This window comes from Streptomyces purpurascens (assembly GCF_045040895.1).
Taxonomy (GTDB): domain Bacteria; phylum Actinomycetota; class Actinomycetes; order Streptomycetales; family Streptomycetaceae; genus Streptomyces; species Streptomyces purpurascens.
The window spans coordinates 8,100,902-8,117,746 of sequence record NZ_CP108341.1; the positions used below are offsets into that span (position 1 = coordinate 8,100,902).

At 71.5% G+C, this 16,845-nt stretch carries 14 protein-coding genes; 10 read left to right on the forward strand and 4 right to left on the reverse strand.

Features of this window, described 5'->3' with window-relative positions:
- Positions 1-189 precede the first annotated feature (189 nt).
- Both OHU35_RS36840 and OHU35_RS36845 read right to left on the reverse strand, forming a co-directional pair.
- Positions 190-954 (reverse strand): crotonase/enoyl-CoA hydratase family protein, encoded by a 765-nt coding sequence (locus OHU35_RS36840; protein WP_405508381.1) that lies wholly within the window; start codon positions 952-954, stop codon positions 190-192.
- 43 nt (positions 955-997) lie between these two features.
- Positions 998-1,981, reverse strand: a complete 984-nt coding sequence (locus OHU35_RS36845; protein WP_405508383.1) for a YbhN family protein — start codon at positions 1,979-1,981, stop codon at positions 998-1,000.
- 214 nt (positions 1,982-2,195) lie between these two features.
- Here OHU35_RS36845 and OHU35_RS36850 point away from each other — a divergent pair, with 214 nt between their 5' ends.
- Positions 2,196-4,076, forward strand: coding sequence for an ABC transporter ATP-binding protein (locus tag OHU35_RS36850; protein ID WP_189722686.1), 1,881 nt, complete (start codon positions 2,196-2,198; stop codon positions 4,074-4,076).
- 84 nt (positions 4,077-4,160) lie between these two features.
- A complete protein-coding gene (locus tag OHU35_RS36855; RefSeq protein WP_359889732.1) occupies positions 4,161-4,667 on the forward strand; it encodes a hypothetical protein in 507 nt (168 codons plus the stop codon).
- 2 nt (positions 4,668-4,669) lie between these two features.
- Here the strand turns inward: OHU35_RS36855 and OHU35_RS36860 are convergent, their stop codons facing one another.
- The gene (locus OHU35_RS36860; RefSeq protein ID WP_189722611.1) at positions 4,670-5,647 is read right to left on the reverse strand and encodes a tripartite tricarboxylate transporter substrate binding protein; all 978 of its coding nucleotides are present in this window, start codon (positions 5,645-5,647) and stop codon (positions 4,670-4,672) included.
- Between the two features lie 97 nt (positions 5,648-5,744).
- Between OHU35_RS36860 and OHU35_RS36865 the strand changes: the two genes are divergently transcribed.
- Positions 5,745-7,373 carry an ATP-binding protein gene (locus OHU35_RS36865; RefSeq protein WP_359889738.1) on the forward strand — a complete coding sequence of 543 codons (1,629 nt, stop codon included), beginning with the start codon at positions 5,745-5,747 and terminating at the stop codon, positions 7,371-7,373.
- On the forward strand, positions 7,370-8,074 hold the full coding sequence (locus OHU35_RS36870; RefSeq protein WP_189722609.1) for a response regulator: 705 nt from the start codon (positions 7,370-7,372) through the stop codon (positions 8,072-8,074). The genes OHU35_RS36865 and OHU35_RS36870 overlap by 4 nt, the downstream gene beginning before the upstream one ends.
- 123 nt (positions 8,075-8,197) lie before the next feature.
- Here OHU35_RS36870 and OHU35_RS36875 read toward each other — a convergent pair whose 3' ends face one another.
- On the reverse strand, positions 8,198-9,145 hold the full coding sequence (locus tag OHU35_RS36875; RefSeq protein ID WP_189722608.1) for a methionyl-tRNA formyltransferase: 948 nt from the start codon (positions 9,143-9,145) through the stop codon (positions 8,198-8,200).
- A gap of 247 nt (positions 9,146-9,392) precedes the next feature.
- Between OHU35_RS36875 and OHU35_RS36880 the strand changes: the two genes are divergently transcribed.
- The 6 genes from OHU35_RS36880 (at position 9,393) to OHU35_RS36905 (ending at position 16,819) form a co-directional block, all read left to right on the forward strand.
- Positions 9,393-10,748, forward strand: coding sequence for a lysine N(6)-hydroxylase/L-ornithine N(5)-oxygenase family protein (locus OHU35_RS36880; RefSeq protein ID WP_189722607.1), 1,356 nt, complete (start codon positions 9,393-9,395; stop codon positions 10,746-10,748).
- Positions 10,749-10,860: 112 nt separating this feature from the next.
- Entirely contained in the window at positions 10,861-11,922 is a 1,062-nt protein-coding gene (locus OHU35_RS36885) for a FecCD family ABC transporter permease (RefSeq protein ID WP_405508387.1), read from the forward strand.
- On the forward strand, positions 11,919-12,980 hold the full coding sequence (locus OHU35_RS36890; RefSeq protein ID WP_189722605.1) for an iron chelate uptake ABC transporter family permease subunit: 1,062 nt from the start codon (positions 11,919-11,921) through the stop codon (positions 12,978-12,980). The genes OHU35_RS36885 and OHU35_RS36890 overlap by 4 nt, the downstream gene beginning before the upstream one ends.
- Before the next feature lie 38 nt (positions 12,981-13,018).
- The gene (locus OHU35_RS36895) at positions 13,019-13,864 is read left to right on the forward strand and encodes an ABC transporter ATP-binding protein (RefSeq protein WP_189722604.1); all 846 of its coding nucleotides are present in this window, start codon (positions 13,019-13,021) and stop codon (positions 13,862-13,864) included.
- A 105-nt stretch (positions 13,865-13,969) separates the two neighbouring features.
- Entirely contained in the window at positions 13,970-15,031 is a 1,062-nt protein-coding gene (locus OHU35_RS36900) for an iron-siderophore ABC transporter substrate-binding protein (RefSeq protein WP_405508389.1), read from the forward strand.
- The gene (locus OHU35_RS36905) at positions 15,032-16,819 is read left to right on the forward strand and encodes an ABC transporter ATP-binding protein (RefSeq protein ID WP_405508390.1); all 1,788 of its coding nucleotides are present in this window, start codon (positions 15,032-15,034) and stop codon (positions 16,817-16,819) included.
- The last annotated feature ends 26 nt before the right edge of the window (positions 16,820-16,845 follow it).

Consider the following 16,845-nt stretch of genomic DNA (forward strand, 5'->3'; position numbering starts at 1 on the left):
AGTCACCTGCTCGTTTTCGGGGGAAGTCCGATCGCGCCCGACCACCCTGACCCGGGGTCGGCACAATCGTTCATCCTGCCGCATCCCGTACGGGGCTTCGTACCGCAGACGGGGGTGAGCGGGGGGTGAGTTACTGCACATGACGTGCCGTCGCGCGCGCCGGATCCGCCTGGCTCGCGTCCGCCTCGCTCACAGGTCCTTGAACGATCCGTGCCGGCCCGCGCCGGAGGCGAAGCGGGCGGCGCCCTCCATGCTCTCGGCCAGCACACCGCTTCCGTGCCGGAACTCGGTGCCCAGCGCGGCCGGCTCGTCCAGGCCCTCCTGGTCGAGGACCGAGGCGCGGTCGGCGCGCAGACACGCCTGCGGGAACGCGGCGATCGCGGCGGCCAGTTCCTCGGCCTCGGCGCGGGCGCGGCCGGGCGGGACGACACGGTTGACGAGTCCGATGTCGTGGGCCTCGGCGGCCGCGACGGGCCGTCCCGTGAGGATCAGGTCGAGGGCGCGGCCGGTGCCGATCAGCCGGGGGAGCCGTACGGTGCCGCCGTCGATCAGCGGCACGCCCCAGCGGCGGCAGAACACGCCGAACACGGCGTCCTCCTCGGCGACCCGCAGGTCACACCAGAGGGCCAGTTCCAGACCCCCGGCCACGGCGTGCCCGGCGACCGCGGCGATCACCGGCTTGGACAGCCGCATCCGGGTCGGCCCCATCGGGCCGTCGCCGTCCGGCTCGGCCCGGTTGCCGCGGTCGCTGCCCAGCGCCTTGAGGTCGGCGCCCGCGCAGAAGGTGCCCCCCTCGCCCCACAGCACCGCCACCCTGGCCTCCTCTTCCGCATCGAACTCCCGGAAGGCGGTGGCGAGTTCAGCGGCCGTCGGGCCGTCCACGGCGTTGCGCGCCTCCGGGCGGGAGAGGACGACCGTGGTCACGTGTCCCTGACGCTCGATCCGCACCGGCATGGTGAAGTCCCTTCTGCGTGACGGAGTCGGCACGCTACCCGGGTCAGATCACCTTCAGCCGCACCAGCGCCCCCAGCGTCACCGCGCCCGGCAGCAGCGGCAGCCAGACGGTGATGACCCGGAAGGCCAGGACCACGGCCGTGGCCACCGCGGCCGGGCCGCCCGCCGCCACCAGCGCCACGACCAGCGCCGCCTCCACCGAGCCGATCCCGCCCGGGGTGGGCACCAGCGCGACGGCGACCGTGGCCGCCAGGTAGGCCACCGCCATGTGCGCGGGCGGCACGTCCAGCCCGAGCGACTGCCCCACCAGCACCAGCACGGAGGCCTGCAACGCCGGGAAGGCGAAGGACCCGCCCCACAGGGCCAGGGCCCGGGCCGGGCGGGTGTGCACCGAGCGCGCCTCGCCGAGTGCCGTACGCAGGAAGGAGACCAGGGCCGAGCGCACCCGCCGGACGAGCGCGACCACGGCCGCCGCGACCACGAGCACCACGCCGGCACCGGCCAGCAGCGGGCCGAACGCCGTCTCCGGAACCAGGGTGCTCAGCCGCAGCGCGTCGGGGAACACGAGGAACAGGGCGCCCAGCAGGGCCACCCGGCCGATGCTCTCCGCCAGCAGGTACAGCGCGAGGGCGGCCGAGGAGCGGGCGAGCGGCAGCCCGCACACCGTCATGAACCGCAGATTGACCGCGCTCGCGCCGAGCCCGGTCGGCAGCAGGTGGTTGGCCGCGCCCGCCGCGAACTGGGTCGCGAGGAGCCGCCGTTTGGGCAGCGGTTCGACGACCGCGCCCTGCCGGGTGCAGGCGGCGGCGACCCAGGTCAGACAGGTCGCGCCGACCGCGGCCAGCAGCCATGGCCACTCGGCGGTGCCCAGGTGCGCGAAGCCCTCGGCCAGCACCGACCGGTGCCGCACCGCGACCACGGTGACGAGCAGGAGCGGAAGCAGACACAGGATCTGACGCAGGCGGCGGACCGGGACGCGACGGGGGAGTCGTCCCGGGCGGATGTCGGGGAGTTGTACCGCTGTCACATCCGCAGAGGCTTCCCATGCCGTGCCAACGGCGGGTTGCGGAAGCGGGGACTGCGGATTGCGTGCGGGGAGCGGCTGGGAGGAGATCGTCATCGGGGCCTTCGCGCTGGGGACGGGAAGAGGGGGATCGGGCTGATTGTGCGGGATGTCGGGGGCGATACGCGAGCGCCTTGACCTCAAGAATGCTTGAGGTTCTACGTTCTGTGCCATGAGCATGGAGACCACAGCGTGGACACAGCTGCACAGCGTCATGAACGCCGAGCGGGAACGCCGCCCCTTCGCCCTGGCGACCCTGCGCCGCATCGGCGCGTTCGCCCGCCCGCACCGGCGCCGCATCGCCCTCTTCGTCCTGCTCGGCGTGGGGACCGCCCTGCTCGCCGTGGCGACCCCCGTCCTGGCCGGGAGCGTCGTGGACGTGATCGTCTCGTCCGGCGACGAGGGCACCGTCGTACGCCTGGCCCTGCTCATCGCGCTGATCGCGGTGGCGGAGGCGGCGCTCGGCATCCTCGGCCGGAGGCTGTCGGCGACGCTCGGCGAGCACCTCATCCTCGATCTGCGGACCGCCGTCTTCGACCATGTGCAGCGGATGCCGGTGGCGTTCTTCACACGCACCCGTACGGGCGCCCTCGTCTCCCGGCTCAACAACGACGTCATCGGCGCCCAGCGCGCCTTCAGCAACACCCTGTCGGGCGTGGTCAGCAACCTCGTCACGCTCGTGCTCACCCTCGCCGTGATGCTGACCCTGTCCTGGCAGATCACCCTGCTGGCCCTGGTGCTGCTGCCGGTGTTCGTGATCCCGGCCCGGCGCATGGGCAGCCGAATGGCCCGGATGCAGCGGGAGGCGGCGACGCTGAACGCGGCGATGGGCACCCGCATGACCGAGCGCTTCTCCGCACCCGGCGCCACCCTGGTCAAGCTCTTCGGCCGGCCCGAGGAGGAGTCGGAGGAGTTCGCCGAACGCGCCCGCCGGGTCGCGGACATCGGGATCCGCACGGCCACGGCCCAGGCCGCCTTCATCACCGCCCTCACCCTGGTCTCCGCCCTCGCCCTGGCCCTGGTCTACGGCCTCGGCGGCTGGTTCGCCCTGCGCGGCGCCCTGGAGCCGGGCGCGGTCGTCTCGCTGGCGCTGCTCCTGACCCGGCTGTACGCGCCGCTGACCGCGCTGGCCGGGGCCCGCGTCGAGGTGATGAGCGCACTGGTCAGCTTCGAGCGGGTCTTCGAAGTGCTCGACCTCCGGCCGCTCATCGAGGAGAAGCCGGACGCGCGCGGGGTGCCCGACGGGCCCGTGGCGGTCGAGTTCGAGAAGGTCCGCTTCGGCTACCCCGCCGCGGACAAGGTCTCCCTGGCCTCCCTAGAGGAGGTCGCGACCTTGGACCGACGGGGCGGCGACGAGGTTCTGCACGGCATCTCCTTCCGCGCCGAACCGGGGCAGACCGTGGCGCTCGTCGGGTCCTCCGGCGCCGGCAAGTCGACCGTCGCGCAGCTGCTGCCCCGCCTGTACGACGCCGACGAGGGCGCCGTACGCGTCGGCGGCGTCGACGTCCGCGACCTGAGCGCCCGGGCCCTGCGGGAGACCCTCGGCATGGTCACCCAGGACGGGCACCTCTTCCACGACACCGTCCGCGCCAACCTCCTGCTGGCCCGCCCCACGGCGGCGGAGGAGGAGGTGTGGGACGCCCTGCGCCGGGCCCGCCTCGACGACCTCGTACGGTCCCTGCCCGACGGCCTCGACACCGTGGTCGGCGAACGCGGCTACCGGCTCTCCGGCGGCGAACGCCAGCGCATGACCATCGCCCGGCTGCTGCTGGCCCGGCAGCGCGTCGTCATCCTCGACGAGGCCACCGCCCACCTCGACAACACCTCCGAGGCCGCCGTGCAGGAGGCACTCACCGAAGCCCTCGAAGGCAGGACGGCGGTCGTGATCGCCCACCGGCTGTCCACGGTCCGCTCGGCGGACCAGATCCTGGTCGTCGAGGCCGGCCGGATCGTGGAACGGGGCACGCACGAGGAACTGCTGGCGGCGGGCGGACGGTACGCGGAGCTGTACCGCACCCAGTTCAGCGAGACGGAGCGCACGGTCGTCGAAAGCGTGTGAACGGCTCCGGGCGCGCGTCCGTACCTCTTCCGAGTACTCACGCCTGCCCACCAGGGCAGAACAGCGCGCATCCGGAGAGGCGACGTGTCCCAGCATCGACCGCACGCACCATCCAACCGCCGGACCCCGTCCCGCGCCCACCGGCTGCGCGCCGCCGCGGCGGTGGCCGCCCTGGTCGTGCTCCCCCTGGTCACCGCCTGCGGCGGCGGTGACGACAAGAAGCCGGCCGGCAGCGGCAAGGCGGCGACGCCCAGCGGGGCGGCCGCTCCCGCCGCCGGTGTCGTCGCCCCGGCCAAGGTCGAGGTCATCGCCGGGCTGGCCGGCTGCAAGGTGAAGATCCGCACCGAGGCGGACGAGCTGCGCGAGGGCGTGTGCCACACCAAGAAGGGCGACTTCCTCATCACCACCTTCCCCGAGGAGAAGCTCAAGGACACCTGGCTGGAGTCGGCCCGTGTGTACGGGGGCAGGTACCTCGTCGGCATGCGCTGGGTGGTCAGCGCCAAGCCGGGCATGTACGAGTCCCTCCGCGCGAAACTCGGCGGCACCGTCCAGGAGTTGCAGGGCATCGGCCCCTCCGCGAACCCCTCCTGACGTCACTCCGGTACCAGACGGCGGACGAGGCCGGCGACCTGTGCGTCCTGCCGGGCGAGGAAGGTCTCGAAGGCGCGGCCGGTGGCGAACACGTCGGTCCAGCCGTGCCGGCGGAGTTCGGCCCGCCACCGGCGGGAGCCGTGCAGCTCCGTCAGCGCGTCGACCCAGCGCCGCCGCTCGGTGTCGCTGATGCCGGGCGGGGCCACGATGCCCCGCCAGTTGTCGAAGACCAGGTCGATCCCGGAGGACCTCAGGGTCGGGACACCGGGCAGGACACCGACCGGCCGCTCACCGGTGACGGCGAGGACCCGCAGCCGGCCGCCGCGTATCTGGTCAAGGAACTCGCCGAACCCGCTGGTGGCGACGTCGACCCTGCCGTCGAGCAGCGCGGGCAGCAGATCGCCGCCGCCGTCGTACGGGACGTAACCGACCTTCCGCGGGTCGATGCCGACGGCCTGTGCCAGCTCCATCGGCAGCAGATGATCGGGGCCGCCTGCGGAGGAGCCGCCGCCCACCCTGAGGCGCCCGGGGTCCTCGCGCCAGGCGTCCACCAGGGCACCGATCGTGCGGTACGGCGAGTCCTCGCGGACGACGACCGCGCCGGCCTCCTCGATCAGTCGGGCGATCGGGGTGGTGTCGGCGACGGACACCTTCGAGCCCGCCGCGTGTGACGCGCCCACCACTCCGAGACCCATCTGCAGCGCGAGCTCGCCGTTGCCCCTCTCGTCGACGACGCGCTGCAGCCCCACCGTGCCACCGGCACCCGGCAGGTTGAACACCTGTACGTCCGACGCGATCCCGGTCTCCTCCAGCACCCGGGCCGCGGTGCGGGCCGTGGTGTCGTAGCCGCCACCGGGTGTGTTGGGCACCATGAGCCGCAGGTTCGCGGCGTCGCCGCCCGGCCACGCCCCGCACCCGCAGACCACCAGCAGCGCCAGGACGGCGAAGGTGCCGAGAAAGGCGCGCGCCGGGCCTCTCATGGCACCTCCCTTTCGATTTCCACTGGTGGGCGTCATGATTGTCCGACTCGGCACCTGAGCCGCCCCGCTTGTGTCGGCATAGAAGATTGAGTTCGTTGTGGTCGCCACCTTTCGTCGCCATTCGCTCGCGGGCGAGATGCTGGTGCTCCAGCTCGCCATCGTCGTGGTGGTGCTGCTGGCGGTCGCCGCGGTCTCCCTCGCCCAGTCGCAGGCCACCTTCACCCGGGTCGAGGGACGCCGGGTGAGCGCGCTGGCCGAACAGCTGGCCGCCAACCCCCTGGTGCGCAGCCAGCTGGTGCGTCCCGCACCGGGGGAGACGCTCGCCCCGCTGGTGCACTCGACGCAGGCGCAGTCCGGGGTGACCTCGGTGACGGTGGCCGACGCCGCCGGCCGGATCGTCAGTTCCACCAACCCCACGGTCGTCGGCGAGCGGCTGCCGCTCGGGCCGGGCACCACCCGGGAGCGGGGCTGGTCGGGACAGCTGACACTGGACGGCAACCGCCAGCTGGCCGCCCAGGTACCCGTCCTCGGGGCGACCGAGGAGAACCTCGGCCGGATCCTCGGCACGGTGATGGTCGGCGAGGCCGATCCGACGGTGTGGCAGCGGCTCAGCGGCGCCTCCTCCTACCTGCTCGCCTATCTGGGCATCGCCAGCGGGCTCGGTGTGGCCGGCTCCTGGCTGCTCGCGCGGCGCGTGAAACGGCAGACCCTCGGGCTGGAACCACGGGAGATCGCCGGGCTCGCCGAGCACCGGGAGGCGATGCTCTACGGGATCGCCGAGGGCGTGATCGCCCTGGACCCGCAGCACCGGCTCACCCTCGTCAACGACATGGGCCGCCGCCTGCTCGATCTGCCCGAGGAGTGCGTGGGCCAGAGCCTGGACGGTCTGGGCATCGACGGACGGCTGCGCGACGTGCTGGCCGGAACCACCGCCGACAAGCGGGACGAGGTCGTCGTACGCCGTGGCCGGGTCCTGGTGATGAACCGGATGACCGTCACCAAGGACGGCCGGCTCCTCGGCTCCGTCACCACCCTGCGCGACCGCACCGAACTGGCCCGGCTGGAACGGGAGATCGGATCCTTCCGCAGCTCCTCGGAGCTGCTGCGCGCACAGGCGCACGAGTTCGCCAACCAGCTGCACACCATCTCCGGGCTGATCCAGATCGGCGAGCAGGACGAAGTCGTGCGCTACATCCGCGCGTTGAACCAGCGCCGCCAGTCCCTGGACGTCACCCTCAGCCGCCGCGTCCGGGACACGGCGGTGGCCGCGCTGCTGACGGCGAAGGCGTCCCTCGCGGCCGAACGGAAGGTCAGTCTGCGGATCTCCGACGACACCGCACTGGAACGGCTGGCCCCGGAGGACGCGGCCGACGTGGCGACCGTGGTGGGCAACCTGGTCGACAACGCCGTAGACGCCGCCGCGCCCGACGGGCAGCGGTGGGTCGAGGTGGCGCTGCGGCAGGACGCCTCCAGCGTGGAGATCGTGGTACGCGACTCCGGTCCCGGCGTGGCTCCCGAACTGGCCCGCGAGGTGTTCTCCCACGGCTTCACCACCAAGGCCGCGCGCGAGGGCGAGCGCGGCATCGGACTGGCCCTGACCAAGCTGGTCTGCGAACGGCACGGGGGAGAGATCTCGGTGTCCAACACCCCCGACGGCGCGGTGTTCACCGCACGCATGACCGTCGGCCGGCTCACCGGCACGGTGGCGGAAGGAGCGACCCCATGACCCCAGGAACGCGCGGCGGGGCGGGCACGATCGACGTCCTCGTCGTCGACGACGACTTCATGGTGGCCCGGGTCCACCGCACGTTCGTCGAACGCGTCCAGCCGTTCCGCGTCGTCGGCGTGGCCCACACGGGCGAGCAGGCGATCGAGGCCGTGGCGGAGCTGCGCCCCGACCTCGTTCTCCTCGACCTGTACCTTCCCGACCTGTTCGGCCTCGACGTCATCCCCCGGCTGCGGACCGCCGGCCACGACTGCGACGTCATGGTCATCAGCGCCGCGCAGGAGGCCGGCACGGTCCGCGGCGCCGTCCGCCGAGGCGTCGTCGACTACCTCCTCAAACCCTTCGACTTCGAGGACCTGCGCCCCCGCCTGGAGCGCTACGCAGCCCAGCGGGGCCGCCTGCTGACGACGGTCGTACGGGGCCAGGCCGACGTGGACCGCGTCCTGGCCGGCGCGATCGTCCCGGCCCCCGCCCCCACCCTGCCCAAGGGCATGAGCGTGGAGACCGCCGAACTGGTCGAACAGGCCCTGCGCGCGACGGACAACACCCTGTCCGCGACCGAGTGCGCGGCCCTGACCGGCATCTCCCGCGTGAGCGCCCGCCGCTATCTGGAGTACTTCCACAGCACGGGCAGCGCGGAGGTGGCCTTGCGGTACGGCGCCGCGGGACGGCCGGAACGCGGCTACTCCTGGCGGGCGTGACCGGCACACCAGGAGCCGGACTCGGACCGCGTACGGCGCCGGTACGCGATCGCCGCCGCGCGGACCGGAGTCCGTGCGGCGGCGATGTGCGGCCGGCCCCGGGACCGTACCGGGGCCGGCACGTCAGGGGCGGTTGGTGAGGTAGCCGCCCATGGAGGTGAAGTACTCGGCGGCGGGCAACTCCCGGCCGTCCTCGGTGCGTACGCGGGTGATGGCGAGGCCCTGGTTGCGGCCGGTGCGGGCGTCGGCGCCGGCGACGATCACCACGCCGTCGCCCTCGCGGTAGAAGACGCGGCCGGGAGTGCCGCCGTAGCGGCCCTCGGAGACGAAGGCGGCCAGGACGTCGAGCCGCTTGCCGCGGTGGAAGGTGTAGGCGCTGGGGTACGGCTCGGACTGGGCGCGGACCAGGCGCTCCAGGTCCTCGGCCGGCCAGGTCCAGTCGATGCGGCTGTCCTCGTCGGCGCGCTTGTGGAAGAAGGACGCCTGGGAGCGGTCCTGCTTGGTGAACTCGGTCTGCCCGGAGGCGATGAGGCCGAGCGCGCCGATGGTGACCGGGGCGATGAGGTCGACGGTCTTGTGGAAGAGGTCGGTGGCGGTGTCCGTGGGACCGACCGGGACCGCCTCCTGCCGGACGATGTCGCCGGCGTCGAGCTCGTCGTTCATCATGTGCGCCGTGACGCCCACCTCGGGCTCGCCGTTGATGAGGGCCCAGATCAGCGGGGAGAAGCCGGCGTACTTCGGCAGCAGCGAGTCGTGCACGTTCAGCGTGCCGTGGCGCGGCAGGCCGAAGATGCGCGGGGGGATCCACGTCCGCCAGTTGTTGGCGACGATGATGTCCGCGTCCGCCTCCTTGAGGCGCTCGAACAGCTCGTCGTCGTCCGGGCGGTTGCGGATCAGCACGGGTACGCCGTGCTCCTCGGCGAGGTCGGCGACCGAGTCGCTCCAGATCTTCTCGTACGCGTGCTCGCTCTTGGGGTGCGTCACGACCAGCACGACGTCGTGCTCGGACTCCAGGAGGGCTTGCAGGGTGCGATGCCCCCAGGTCTGGTAACCGAACATGACGACCCGCATGGGGTTCCTCCTCAGAGCAAGGGTATGGCCGACGCAAGTAAAGCAAGCCTTACCTTAGTCTGCAACGGGTGCCCATGGTGCCGCAGTTGAGGGAACCCTGTCCGGCGGCAGTCCGTTTTGTCCTGTCGACACCTTCGCGGGTTTAGCTTAGGCTCACCTAAGTTCCGTGGCGTGCCGCTTCGTTGGCATGCCCGCCTCTCGTTCCCTCCACACCTGACACGCGGCTGCCCCGCACGATGGGAGTGACATGTCGCAGGTTCTTCCTGGTGACGCACAACCGGTCCACGACCTCATTGGCATCGGCTTCGGACCGTCCAATGTGGCCATGGCTATCGCGCTCCGCGAGCACAACGCGCGCGTCGGCAGGCAGGAGGCGGTCACCGCTCACTTCTTCGAGCAGCAGCCCCGCTTCGGCTGGCACCGCGGCATGCTCATCGACGACGCCACCATGCAGGTCTCCTTCCTCAAGGACCTGGTGACGCTGCGGAACCCGTCGAGCGAGTACAGCTTCCTCTGCTACCTGCAGAGCAAGGGCCGGCTGATCGACTTCATCAACCACAAGAACCTGTTCCCGCTGCGCGTGGAGTTCCACGACTACTTCGAGTGGGCCGCGTCCCAGGTCGACGACATGGTCTCCTACGGCCACGAGGTCGTCGGTGTCGCGCCCGTGACCCGTGACGGCGTCGTGGAGTACCTCGACGTGACCGTCCGGTCGGGGGAGGGCCTCGAGGTCCACCGGGCCCGCAACCTCGTCATCGGCACCGGGCTGCGCCCCCTCATGCCCGAGGGCGTGGAGCGCGGCGACCGCGTCTGGCACAACTCCGAACTGCTGGCGAAGGTCGACGAGTTGGAGGGCACGTCACCCTCCCGGTTCGTCGTCGTGGGCGCCGGACAGAGCGCCGCCGAGAACGTCGCCTACCTGCACCGGCGCTTCCCCGAGGCCGAGGTCTGCGCGGTCTTCTCCCGCTACGGCTACAGCCCCGCCGACGACAGCGCCTTCGCCAACCGGATCTTCGACCCCCAGGCGGTCGACGAGTACTTCGCGGCACCCGAGGGCGTCAAGCGACGGCTGATGGACTACCACGGCAACACCAACTACTCCGTGGTGGACATCGACCTCATCGACGACCTCTACCGGCAGTCGTACCGGGAGAAGGTCCTGGGCGCCGAGCGCCTGCGCTTCCTCAACGTCTCCAGGCTCACCGGCGTCAAGGAGACGCCGGCCGGCGCCCGGGCCACCGTGACGTCCCTCGTCACCGGCGAGGAGAGCGACCTGGACGCGGACGTCGTGGTCTTCGCCACCGGCTACAGCCAGGCCGACCCCACCGGCCTGCTCGGCGAGGTCGCCGACCGCTGCGCCCGCGACGACGAGGGCCGCGTGCGCGTCGAGCGCGACTACCGCATCGCGACCGACCCCGACCTGCGCTGCGGCATCTACCTGCAGGGCGGCACCGAGCACACGCACGGCATCACGTCGTCCCTGCTCTCCAACACGGCCATCAGGGTGGGCGAGATCCTGGACTCGCTCCTCGGCCGTGGCCCCGCACCTGCCGCCGAGGACGTCCGGACGCTCGCCGACGACACCGGTAGCCCCGCCCGTTAGCGGGCAGGTCTTTTCACCCCCTGCCGTCGCGCGCCGCCCGTGGTTTCGCCCCGGGCGGCGCCCGACGGTCCGGATCAAGTCGCCGACCGCGCAAGGGATAACGTACGTCGACATGGGCACGACTGCTGCAGTGGAGCGCCCCGCGCCCAGGGGCTCTTCGAAGGCCCGTCGGCGGCGGGTCGTGGGTCTGGGCACCCTCGTGGCGCTCCTGGTGATCGCCACGGTGCTGTCGTTGGCCGTCGGCGCACGCGCGTTGAGTCCCACAGACGTGTGGCACGGGCTGTTCGCGGCCCCGGAGTCCGACCAGCGGCTCACCGAGATCCGGCTCATCGTGCAGACCGTGCGGGTGCCCCGGACGGTTCTCGGGGTCGTGGCGGGCATCGCCCTGGGCGTCGGCGGGGCGTTGATCCAGGGATACACACGCAACCCGATCGCCGACACGGGCCTGCTGGGCGTGAACTCCGGAGCCTCGTTCGCGGTCGTGGTGGCGATCTCCGTGTTCGGGTTCGGCAACCCGTTCCAGTACGTCTGGTTCGCCTTCCTCGGGGCGGGGATCGCCGGTGTCGTCGTGTTCGGGCTGGCGAGCATCGGCCGGGGCGCCGGCAACCCGCTGACGCTCGCCCTGGCCGGACAAGGGGTCACGGTGTTCCTGGCGGCGATGACCACGGCGGTCGCGCTCTCGGACCAGCAGGCCCTGAACGCCCTGCGGTTCTGGAACTCGGGCTCCCTGAACGGGGTGGGATACGACGTCATCTGGCCGGTCACCGCCTTCATCGCCGCCGGCCTCGTACTGGCTCTCACCACGCTGCCTTCCCTGAACCTGCTGAACCTGGGTGACGACGTGGCGCGGGGACTGGGCGTGAACATCGCGCTGAGCCGGACCGTCGGCATCGCCGCCATCACCCTGCTGGCGGGCGCCGCGACGGCGGCCTGCGGGCCCATCGCGTTCCTCGGGCTCATGGTGGCCCACGTGGCCCGGTACCTGACCGGGCCGGACTACCGCTGGCTGGTGCCGTACGCCGGTCTGCTCGGGGCCGTCGTCCTGCTGGTCTGCGACATCGTGGGCCGACTGGTGGTGCGGCCGGGCGAGTTGGACGCGGGCGTCCTCGTGGCGCTCCTCGGCGCCCCGTTCTTCGCGGTACTGGTGTGGCGCGGAAAGTTCAGGAAAGCATGAACGTGACAGATGTGAAGCCGTCGGTGATGCCGGGCGTGCGGCTCGGCCGTGTGTCGTTCGTCTGGCGGCCCTGGATCCTCTGCGTGACGCTGCTGCTGGCGACGGCGACCTTCCTGGTGTTCTGTCTGTCCGTCGGCGTCGGGGACTTCCCCATCAGCCTGTCGCGGGTGATCGCGACGATCCTCGGGCGGGGCGAGCGGGTCGACCAGTTCGTGATCATGGACCTGCGGATGCCGCGCGCCCTGGCCGGGCTCGTCGTGGGCATCGCGCTGGGGGTCTCCGGGGCGATCACGCAGTCCATCGCCCGCAATCCCCTGGCCAGCCCGGACGTTCTGGGCATCACCACGGGCGCCAGCGCGGTCGCGGTGTTCCTGGTCACCGTGTCGGGCGGTACCGCCGCCGCGATCGTCAACTCCGTGGGCCTGTCCGCCGCGGCGCTCGCGGGCGGGCTCGGTACGGGCCTGCTGGTGTACTTCCTGGCCTGGCGGCGCGGTATCGACGGCTTCCGGCTCATCCTCATCGGCATCTCCGTGAGCGCCGTGATGGAGGCGATCACGACCTGGCTGCTCGTCACGGCCGACATCAGGGACGTGGCCAAGGCCCAGGCGTGGCTCGTCGGTTCGCTGGAGGACCGCGCGTGGGACGAGGTCTGGGTGGCGCTCTGGTGCTCGCTCGTCCTCCTCGTCGTGGTGTCCTTCGTCGCGTTCCAGTTCAAGCCGATGCACTTCGGCGACGAGGTCGCCGCCGGCCTGGGCGTCCGGTACACGGCGGTACGGGCGGTCCTGCTGCTGTGCGCCGTCCTGCTGGCCGGTGTGGCGGTGAGCGCGGCGGGCCCGGTCCCCTTCGTCGCGCTGGTGGCGCCGCAGGTGGCGATGCGTCTGGCGAGGTGCCCGACACCGCCGATGGTGGCCTCGGGCCTCGTGGGCGCGTTGCTGCTGATCGGCTCGGACCTGGTCGCGCGCACGGCACTGCCGGTCTCGCTCCCGGTCGGTGTGGTCACCGCCGCGATCGGCGGCCCCTTCCTCGTCTATCTGCTGGTGCGGGCGAACCGTAGATAGGTGTACAAGAGTCAGGCATACCTAAGTAAGGGGGGCTTGTGGTCGCACAGTCCATCAACCGGACGAAGGCCGGGATCGATGATTCCTCGCGGCTGGCAGCCAAGGGCGTCACGGTCGGGTACGGCGGCCGGGTCGTCATCGACGAACTCGACGTGGCGATACCGCCCGGGGTGGTCACCACGATCATCGGCCCCAACGGCTGCGGCAAGTCGACCCTGTTGAAGACGCTGTCGCGGCTGCTCAAGCCGACCGGGGGAACCGTCGTCCTGGACGGCGAGGACATCGGCCGGCTCAGGACCCGGGACGTGGCGAAGAAGCTCGGCCTGCTGCCGCAGGCGCCGGTCGCGCCGGAGGGGCTGACGGTGGCCGACCTGGTCGCCAGGGGCCGCCATCCGCACCAGAGCTGGCTGCGGCAATGGTCCTCGGACGACGCCGAGGTGGTGGAACGCGCGCTCGCCATGACGGGCGTGTCCGATCTGGCGGACCGCCCGGTCGACGCGCTGTCCGGCGGGCAGCGCCAGCGCGTCTGGATCTCGATGACGCTGGCTCAGGGCACCGATCTGCTGCTGCTGGACGAGCCGACGACCTATCTGGATCTGGCGCACGCGATCGACGTCCTGGACCTGGTGGACGACCTGCACGAGTCGGGCTGCACCGTCGTCATGGTGCTGCACGATCTCAACCTGGCCACGCGCTACAGCGACAACCTGGTGGTGATGAGGGAGGGTTCGATCCTGGCGCAGGGTCACCCGCGCGATGTGATCACCGCCGAGCTGCTGCACGAGGCGTTCGGGCTGCGCGCCCAGGTCATCGACGATCCGGTGGGGGACCGGCCGCTCATCGTCCCGATCGGTCGCACGCATGTCCAGTTGGACACATCCTGATAAAGGCGGAGAAGTAAGGCTAGGCTAGCCTCACTCGCTCGCGGTAAGGTTTGCCTGCCCTTAGGCGAGGGTGCAGTGAACTAGCGCGAAAGCAAGGGGTTTTGGATGCTCCTCCATCGAACGACGCTCAGAAGGCCCTTGCGGCGCATGGCGGCGATACTGACCGCCGCCACCCTCGGCGTCGGTCTCCTCGCGGGATGCGGTTCCGACTCGGCGGACAAGACGGACCAGCAGAACGACGGCACGCAGGCCGCGGCGGCCGGTGCCTTCCCGGTGACCGTGGAGCACGCCTTCGGATCCACGACAGTCGACCAGGCGCCCAAGCGGGTCGTCTCCGTCGGCTACACCGACGACCAGACCGTCCTGGCCTTCGGCATCAAGCCCGTCGGCATGGTCGACCAGTACCCGAACCCCCCGGGCAAGAGCCCTGACATCAACACCCAGTGGCCCTGGGTGAAGGACAAGTGGGGCGCCACCAAGCCCGAGGTCGTCATGAAGAACGGCGACACCGGCCCCAACTACGAGAAGATCGCCGCCCTGCGCCCGGACCTGATCGTCGCGGTCTACTCCGAGATCGACAAGGCCGCCTACGACAAGCTGTCCAGGATCGCCCCGACGGTGGCGCGCACCAAGGCCGAGAAGGAGCCCTTCAGCGCCCCCTGGCAGGACAACGCGCTCCACATCGCCAAGGCCCTCGGCAAGGCCGAGGAGGGCGAGAAGATGGTCCAGGACATCCAGGGCAAGCTCGACTCGGCCAAGAAGGCGCACCCCGAGCTCGGGAAGGAAACCACCGTCGTGCTGTCCTGGTACAAGGACTCGGTGGCGCCGTTCACCTCCACCGACGTGCGCGGACGACTCGTCACGGGCATCGGCTACAAGTACCAGACCGAGATCGACAAGATCGCGGGCGGCAGCTTCTACACCACGCTCTCGCCGGAGCGCGTCGACCTGGTCGACGTCGACCACATCTTCGTCATCAACGACAAGGCCGACACCGAGGCGCTGAAGAAGTTCAAGCTCTTCGCCAACCTGGACGCCGTGAAGAAGGGCAACGTGTCGTACCTGCTGGACAGTGAAGGGCCCGCGGTCGGCGCGGCCATCTCCCAGGGCACCCTGCTGTCCATGCCCTACGCGATCGACGAGCTCGTCAAGTCGGTCGATCAGTAAGTGAGCACCACCGCAACGCGCCTCGCCCCGGCGACCCTGCGCACGACGACCGGACGCGAAGCCACCCGATGGGTCACGGCGCACTGCCGTGAGATGCCCTGGCTGACGGCCGCCACCGTGCTCACCACGGTCGCGGGGGCGGCGCTCCAGGTGCTCCCGGTGCTCCTGCTCGGCCGGGTGGTCGACGGGGTCGTCGGGGGCGAGGAACGATCGATCCTGGTCACGATCGGGGTGCTGATCGGTGCCGCCGCGCTGCTCGGCGCGGCGGCCACCGCGGTCTCGACCTACCTGATCGGGCGGCTGGGCGCGGATCTGCTCGCCCGGCTGCGCGAAGGCGCCGTCCGGGCGGTGCTCGGAATGCCGAGCGCCCGGATCGAGCAGGTCGGCCGGGGAGACGTGCTCTCCCGCGTCGGTGACGACGTGGCCGTGCTGTCCAAGGGCATCCGCACGGCCGTGCCCACCGTGTTCTCGGCGGGCGTGCTGGTCGTCATCGCCACCCTCGGCATGTTCGGTCTCGACTGGCGGCTCGGCCTGGCGGGCGCCGGCGCGCTGCCCGCGTACGCCCTGGCCCTGCGCTGGTATCTGCCCCGGTCCGCGCCGCTCTACCGGAAGCAGCGGGTGGCCCAGGCCGACCGGGCGCAGGCGTTCATCAGCGGTCTGAACGGCATCGACACGGTCCGGGCGTACCGCCTCGAGGGCGCCTTCCGGGAGAAGGTCACCAGCGAGTCGTGGCGGGTGCGCGACCTCGGCATCGAGGTGTTCCGGTTCTTCGGCCGGTTCGTCGGCCGCGAGAACCGCGCCGAGTTCATCGGTCTCGTCCTGATCCTCGTCGTGGGGTACGCCCTGCTGGAGGCCGACGCCGCCAGCCTGGGCGAGGTGTCGGCGGCTCCGCTGCTGTTCCACCGGCTGTTCACGCCGCTGGGCGCCATCATGTTCACCTTCGACGAGGCGCAGAAGTCGGGCGCGAGCCTGACCCGTCTGGTCGGGGTGCTGGGGGAGGCCGCCGAGGAGCGCCTGGTGGGCGACGAGTCCGTCCCGGCGGCGCAGGCCGGTTCGTACCCGGTGGCGGTGCGGGGGCTGACGTTCCGTTACCCCGGCTCCGAGGATCCGGTGCTGCGGGATGTCGACCTGGACATCCCCGCCGGTGGTTCGCTCGCCCTGGTGGGGGCGACGGGCGCGGGCAAGACGACCCTGGCCGCGCTGATCGCCGGCATAGGGACCCCGGAAGCCGGGTCGGTGCGGGTCGGGCCCACCGATCTCGCCGACCTGGACGAGGCCGGGGCGCGGGCCCTGGTGAGCATCCTGACGCAGGAGACGCATGTGTTCTCCGGTCCGCTCGCCGAGGATCTGCGGCTGGCCGCGCCGGAGGCGACCGACGCCGAACTGACGGCCGCCCTGCGCACGGTCGGCGCCGACGGCTGGGTCGACGCGCTGCCCGAGGGGCTGAACACCCTGGTCGGCGAGGGCGGTGAGCGCCTGGACGTCACCAAGGTCGCCCAGATCGCCCTGGCCCGGCTGGTGCTGGGCCGGGCGCCGGTGGTGGTGCTCGACGAGTCGACCGCGGAGGCCGGCAGCGAGGGCGCCGCCGAGCTGGAGCGGGCCGTACTGGCCGCCTGCGCGGGCCGTACGACGCTGTTCGTGGCGCACCGGCTGACCCAGGCGATGGCCGCCGACCGGATCGCCGTGCTGGACGCGGGACGCGTCGTGGAGCAGGGCACACACGAGGAACTGGTGGCTCTGGGCGGCCGGTACTCACGACTGTGGCGGGCCTGGCGAGAGGGTAGTTAGGCAACCCTTATTTAGGTTAGCCTAAC

Bases quoted from the DNA above. Each gene is read 5' to 3' on its own strand.
- OHU35_RS36885 (WP_405508387.1), top strand. From the start codon at position 10,861: ATGGGCACGACTGCTGCAGTGGAGCGCCCCGCGCCCAGGGGCTCTTCG.
- OHU35_RS36850 (WP_189722686.1), top strand. From the start codon at position 2,196: ATGGAGACCACAGCGTGGACACAGCTGCACAGCGTCATGAACGCCGAG.
- OHU35_RS36870 (WP_189722609.1), top strand. From the start codon at position 7,370: ATGACCCCAGGAACGCGCGGCGGGGCGGGCACGATCGACGTCCTCGTC.
- OHU35_RS36840 (WP_405508381.1), bottom strand. From the start codon at position 954: ATGCCGGTGCGGATCGAGCGTCAGGGACACGTGACCACGGTCGTCCTC.
- OHU35_RS36890 (WP_189722605.1), top strand. From the start codon at position 11,919: ATGAACGTGACAGATGTGAAGCCGTCGGTGATGCCGGGCGTGCGGCTC.
- OHU35_RS36880 (WP_189722607.1), top strand. From the start codon at position 9,393: ATGTCGCAGGTTCTTCCTGGTGACGCACAACCGGTCCACGACCTCATT.
- OHU35_RS36900 (WP_405508389.1), top strand. From the start codon at position 13,970: ATGCTCCTCCATCGAACGACGCTCAGAAGGCCCTTGCGGCGCATGGCG.
- OHU35_RS36875 (WP_189722608.1), bottom strand. From the start codon at position 9,145: ATGCGGGTCGTCATGTTCGGTTACCAGACCTGGGGGCATCGCACCCTG.
- OHU35_RS36860 (WP_189722611.1), bottom strand. From the start codon at position 5,647: ATGAGAGGCCCGGCGCGCGCCTTTCTCGGCACCTTCGCCGTCCTGGCG.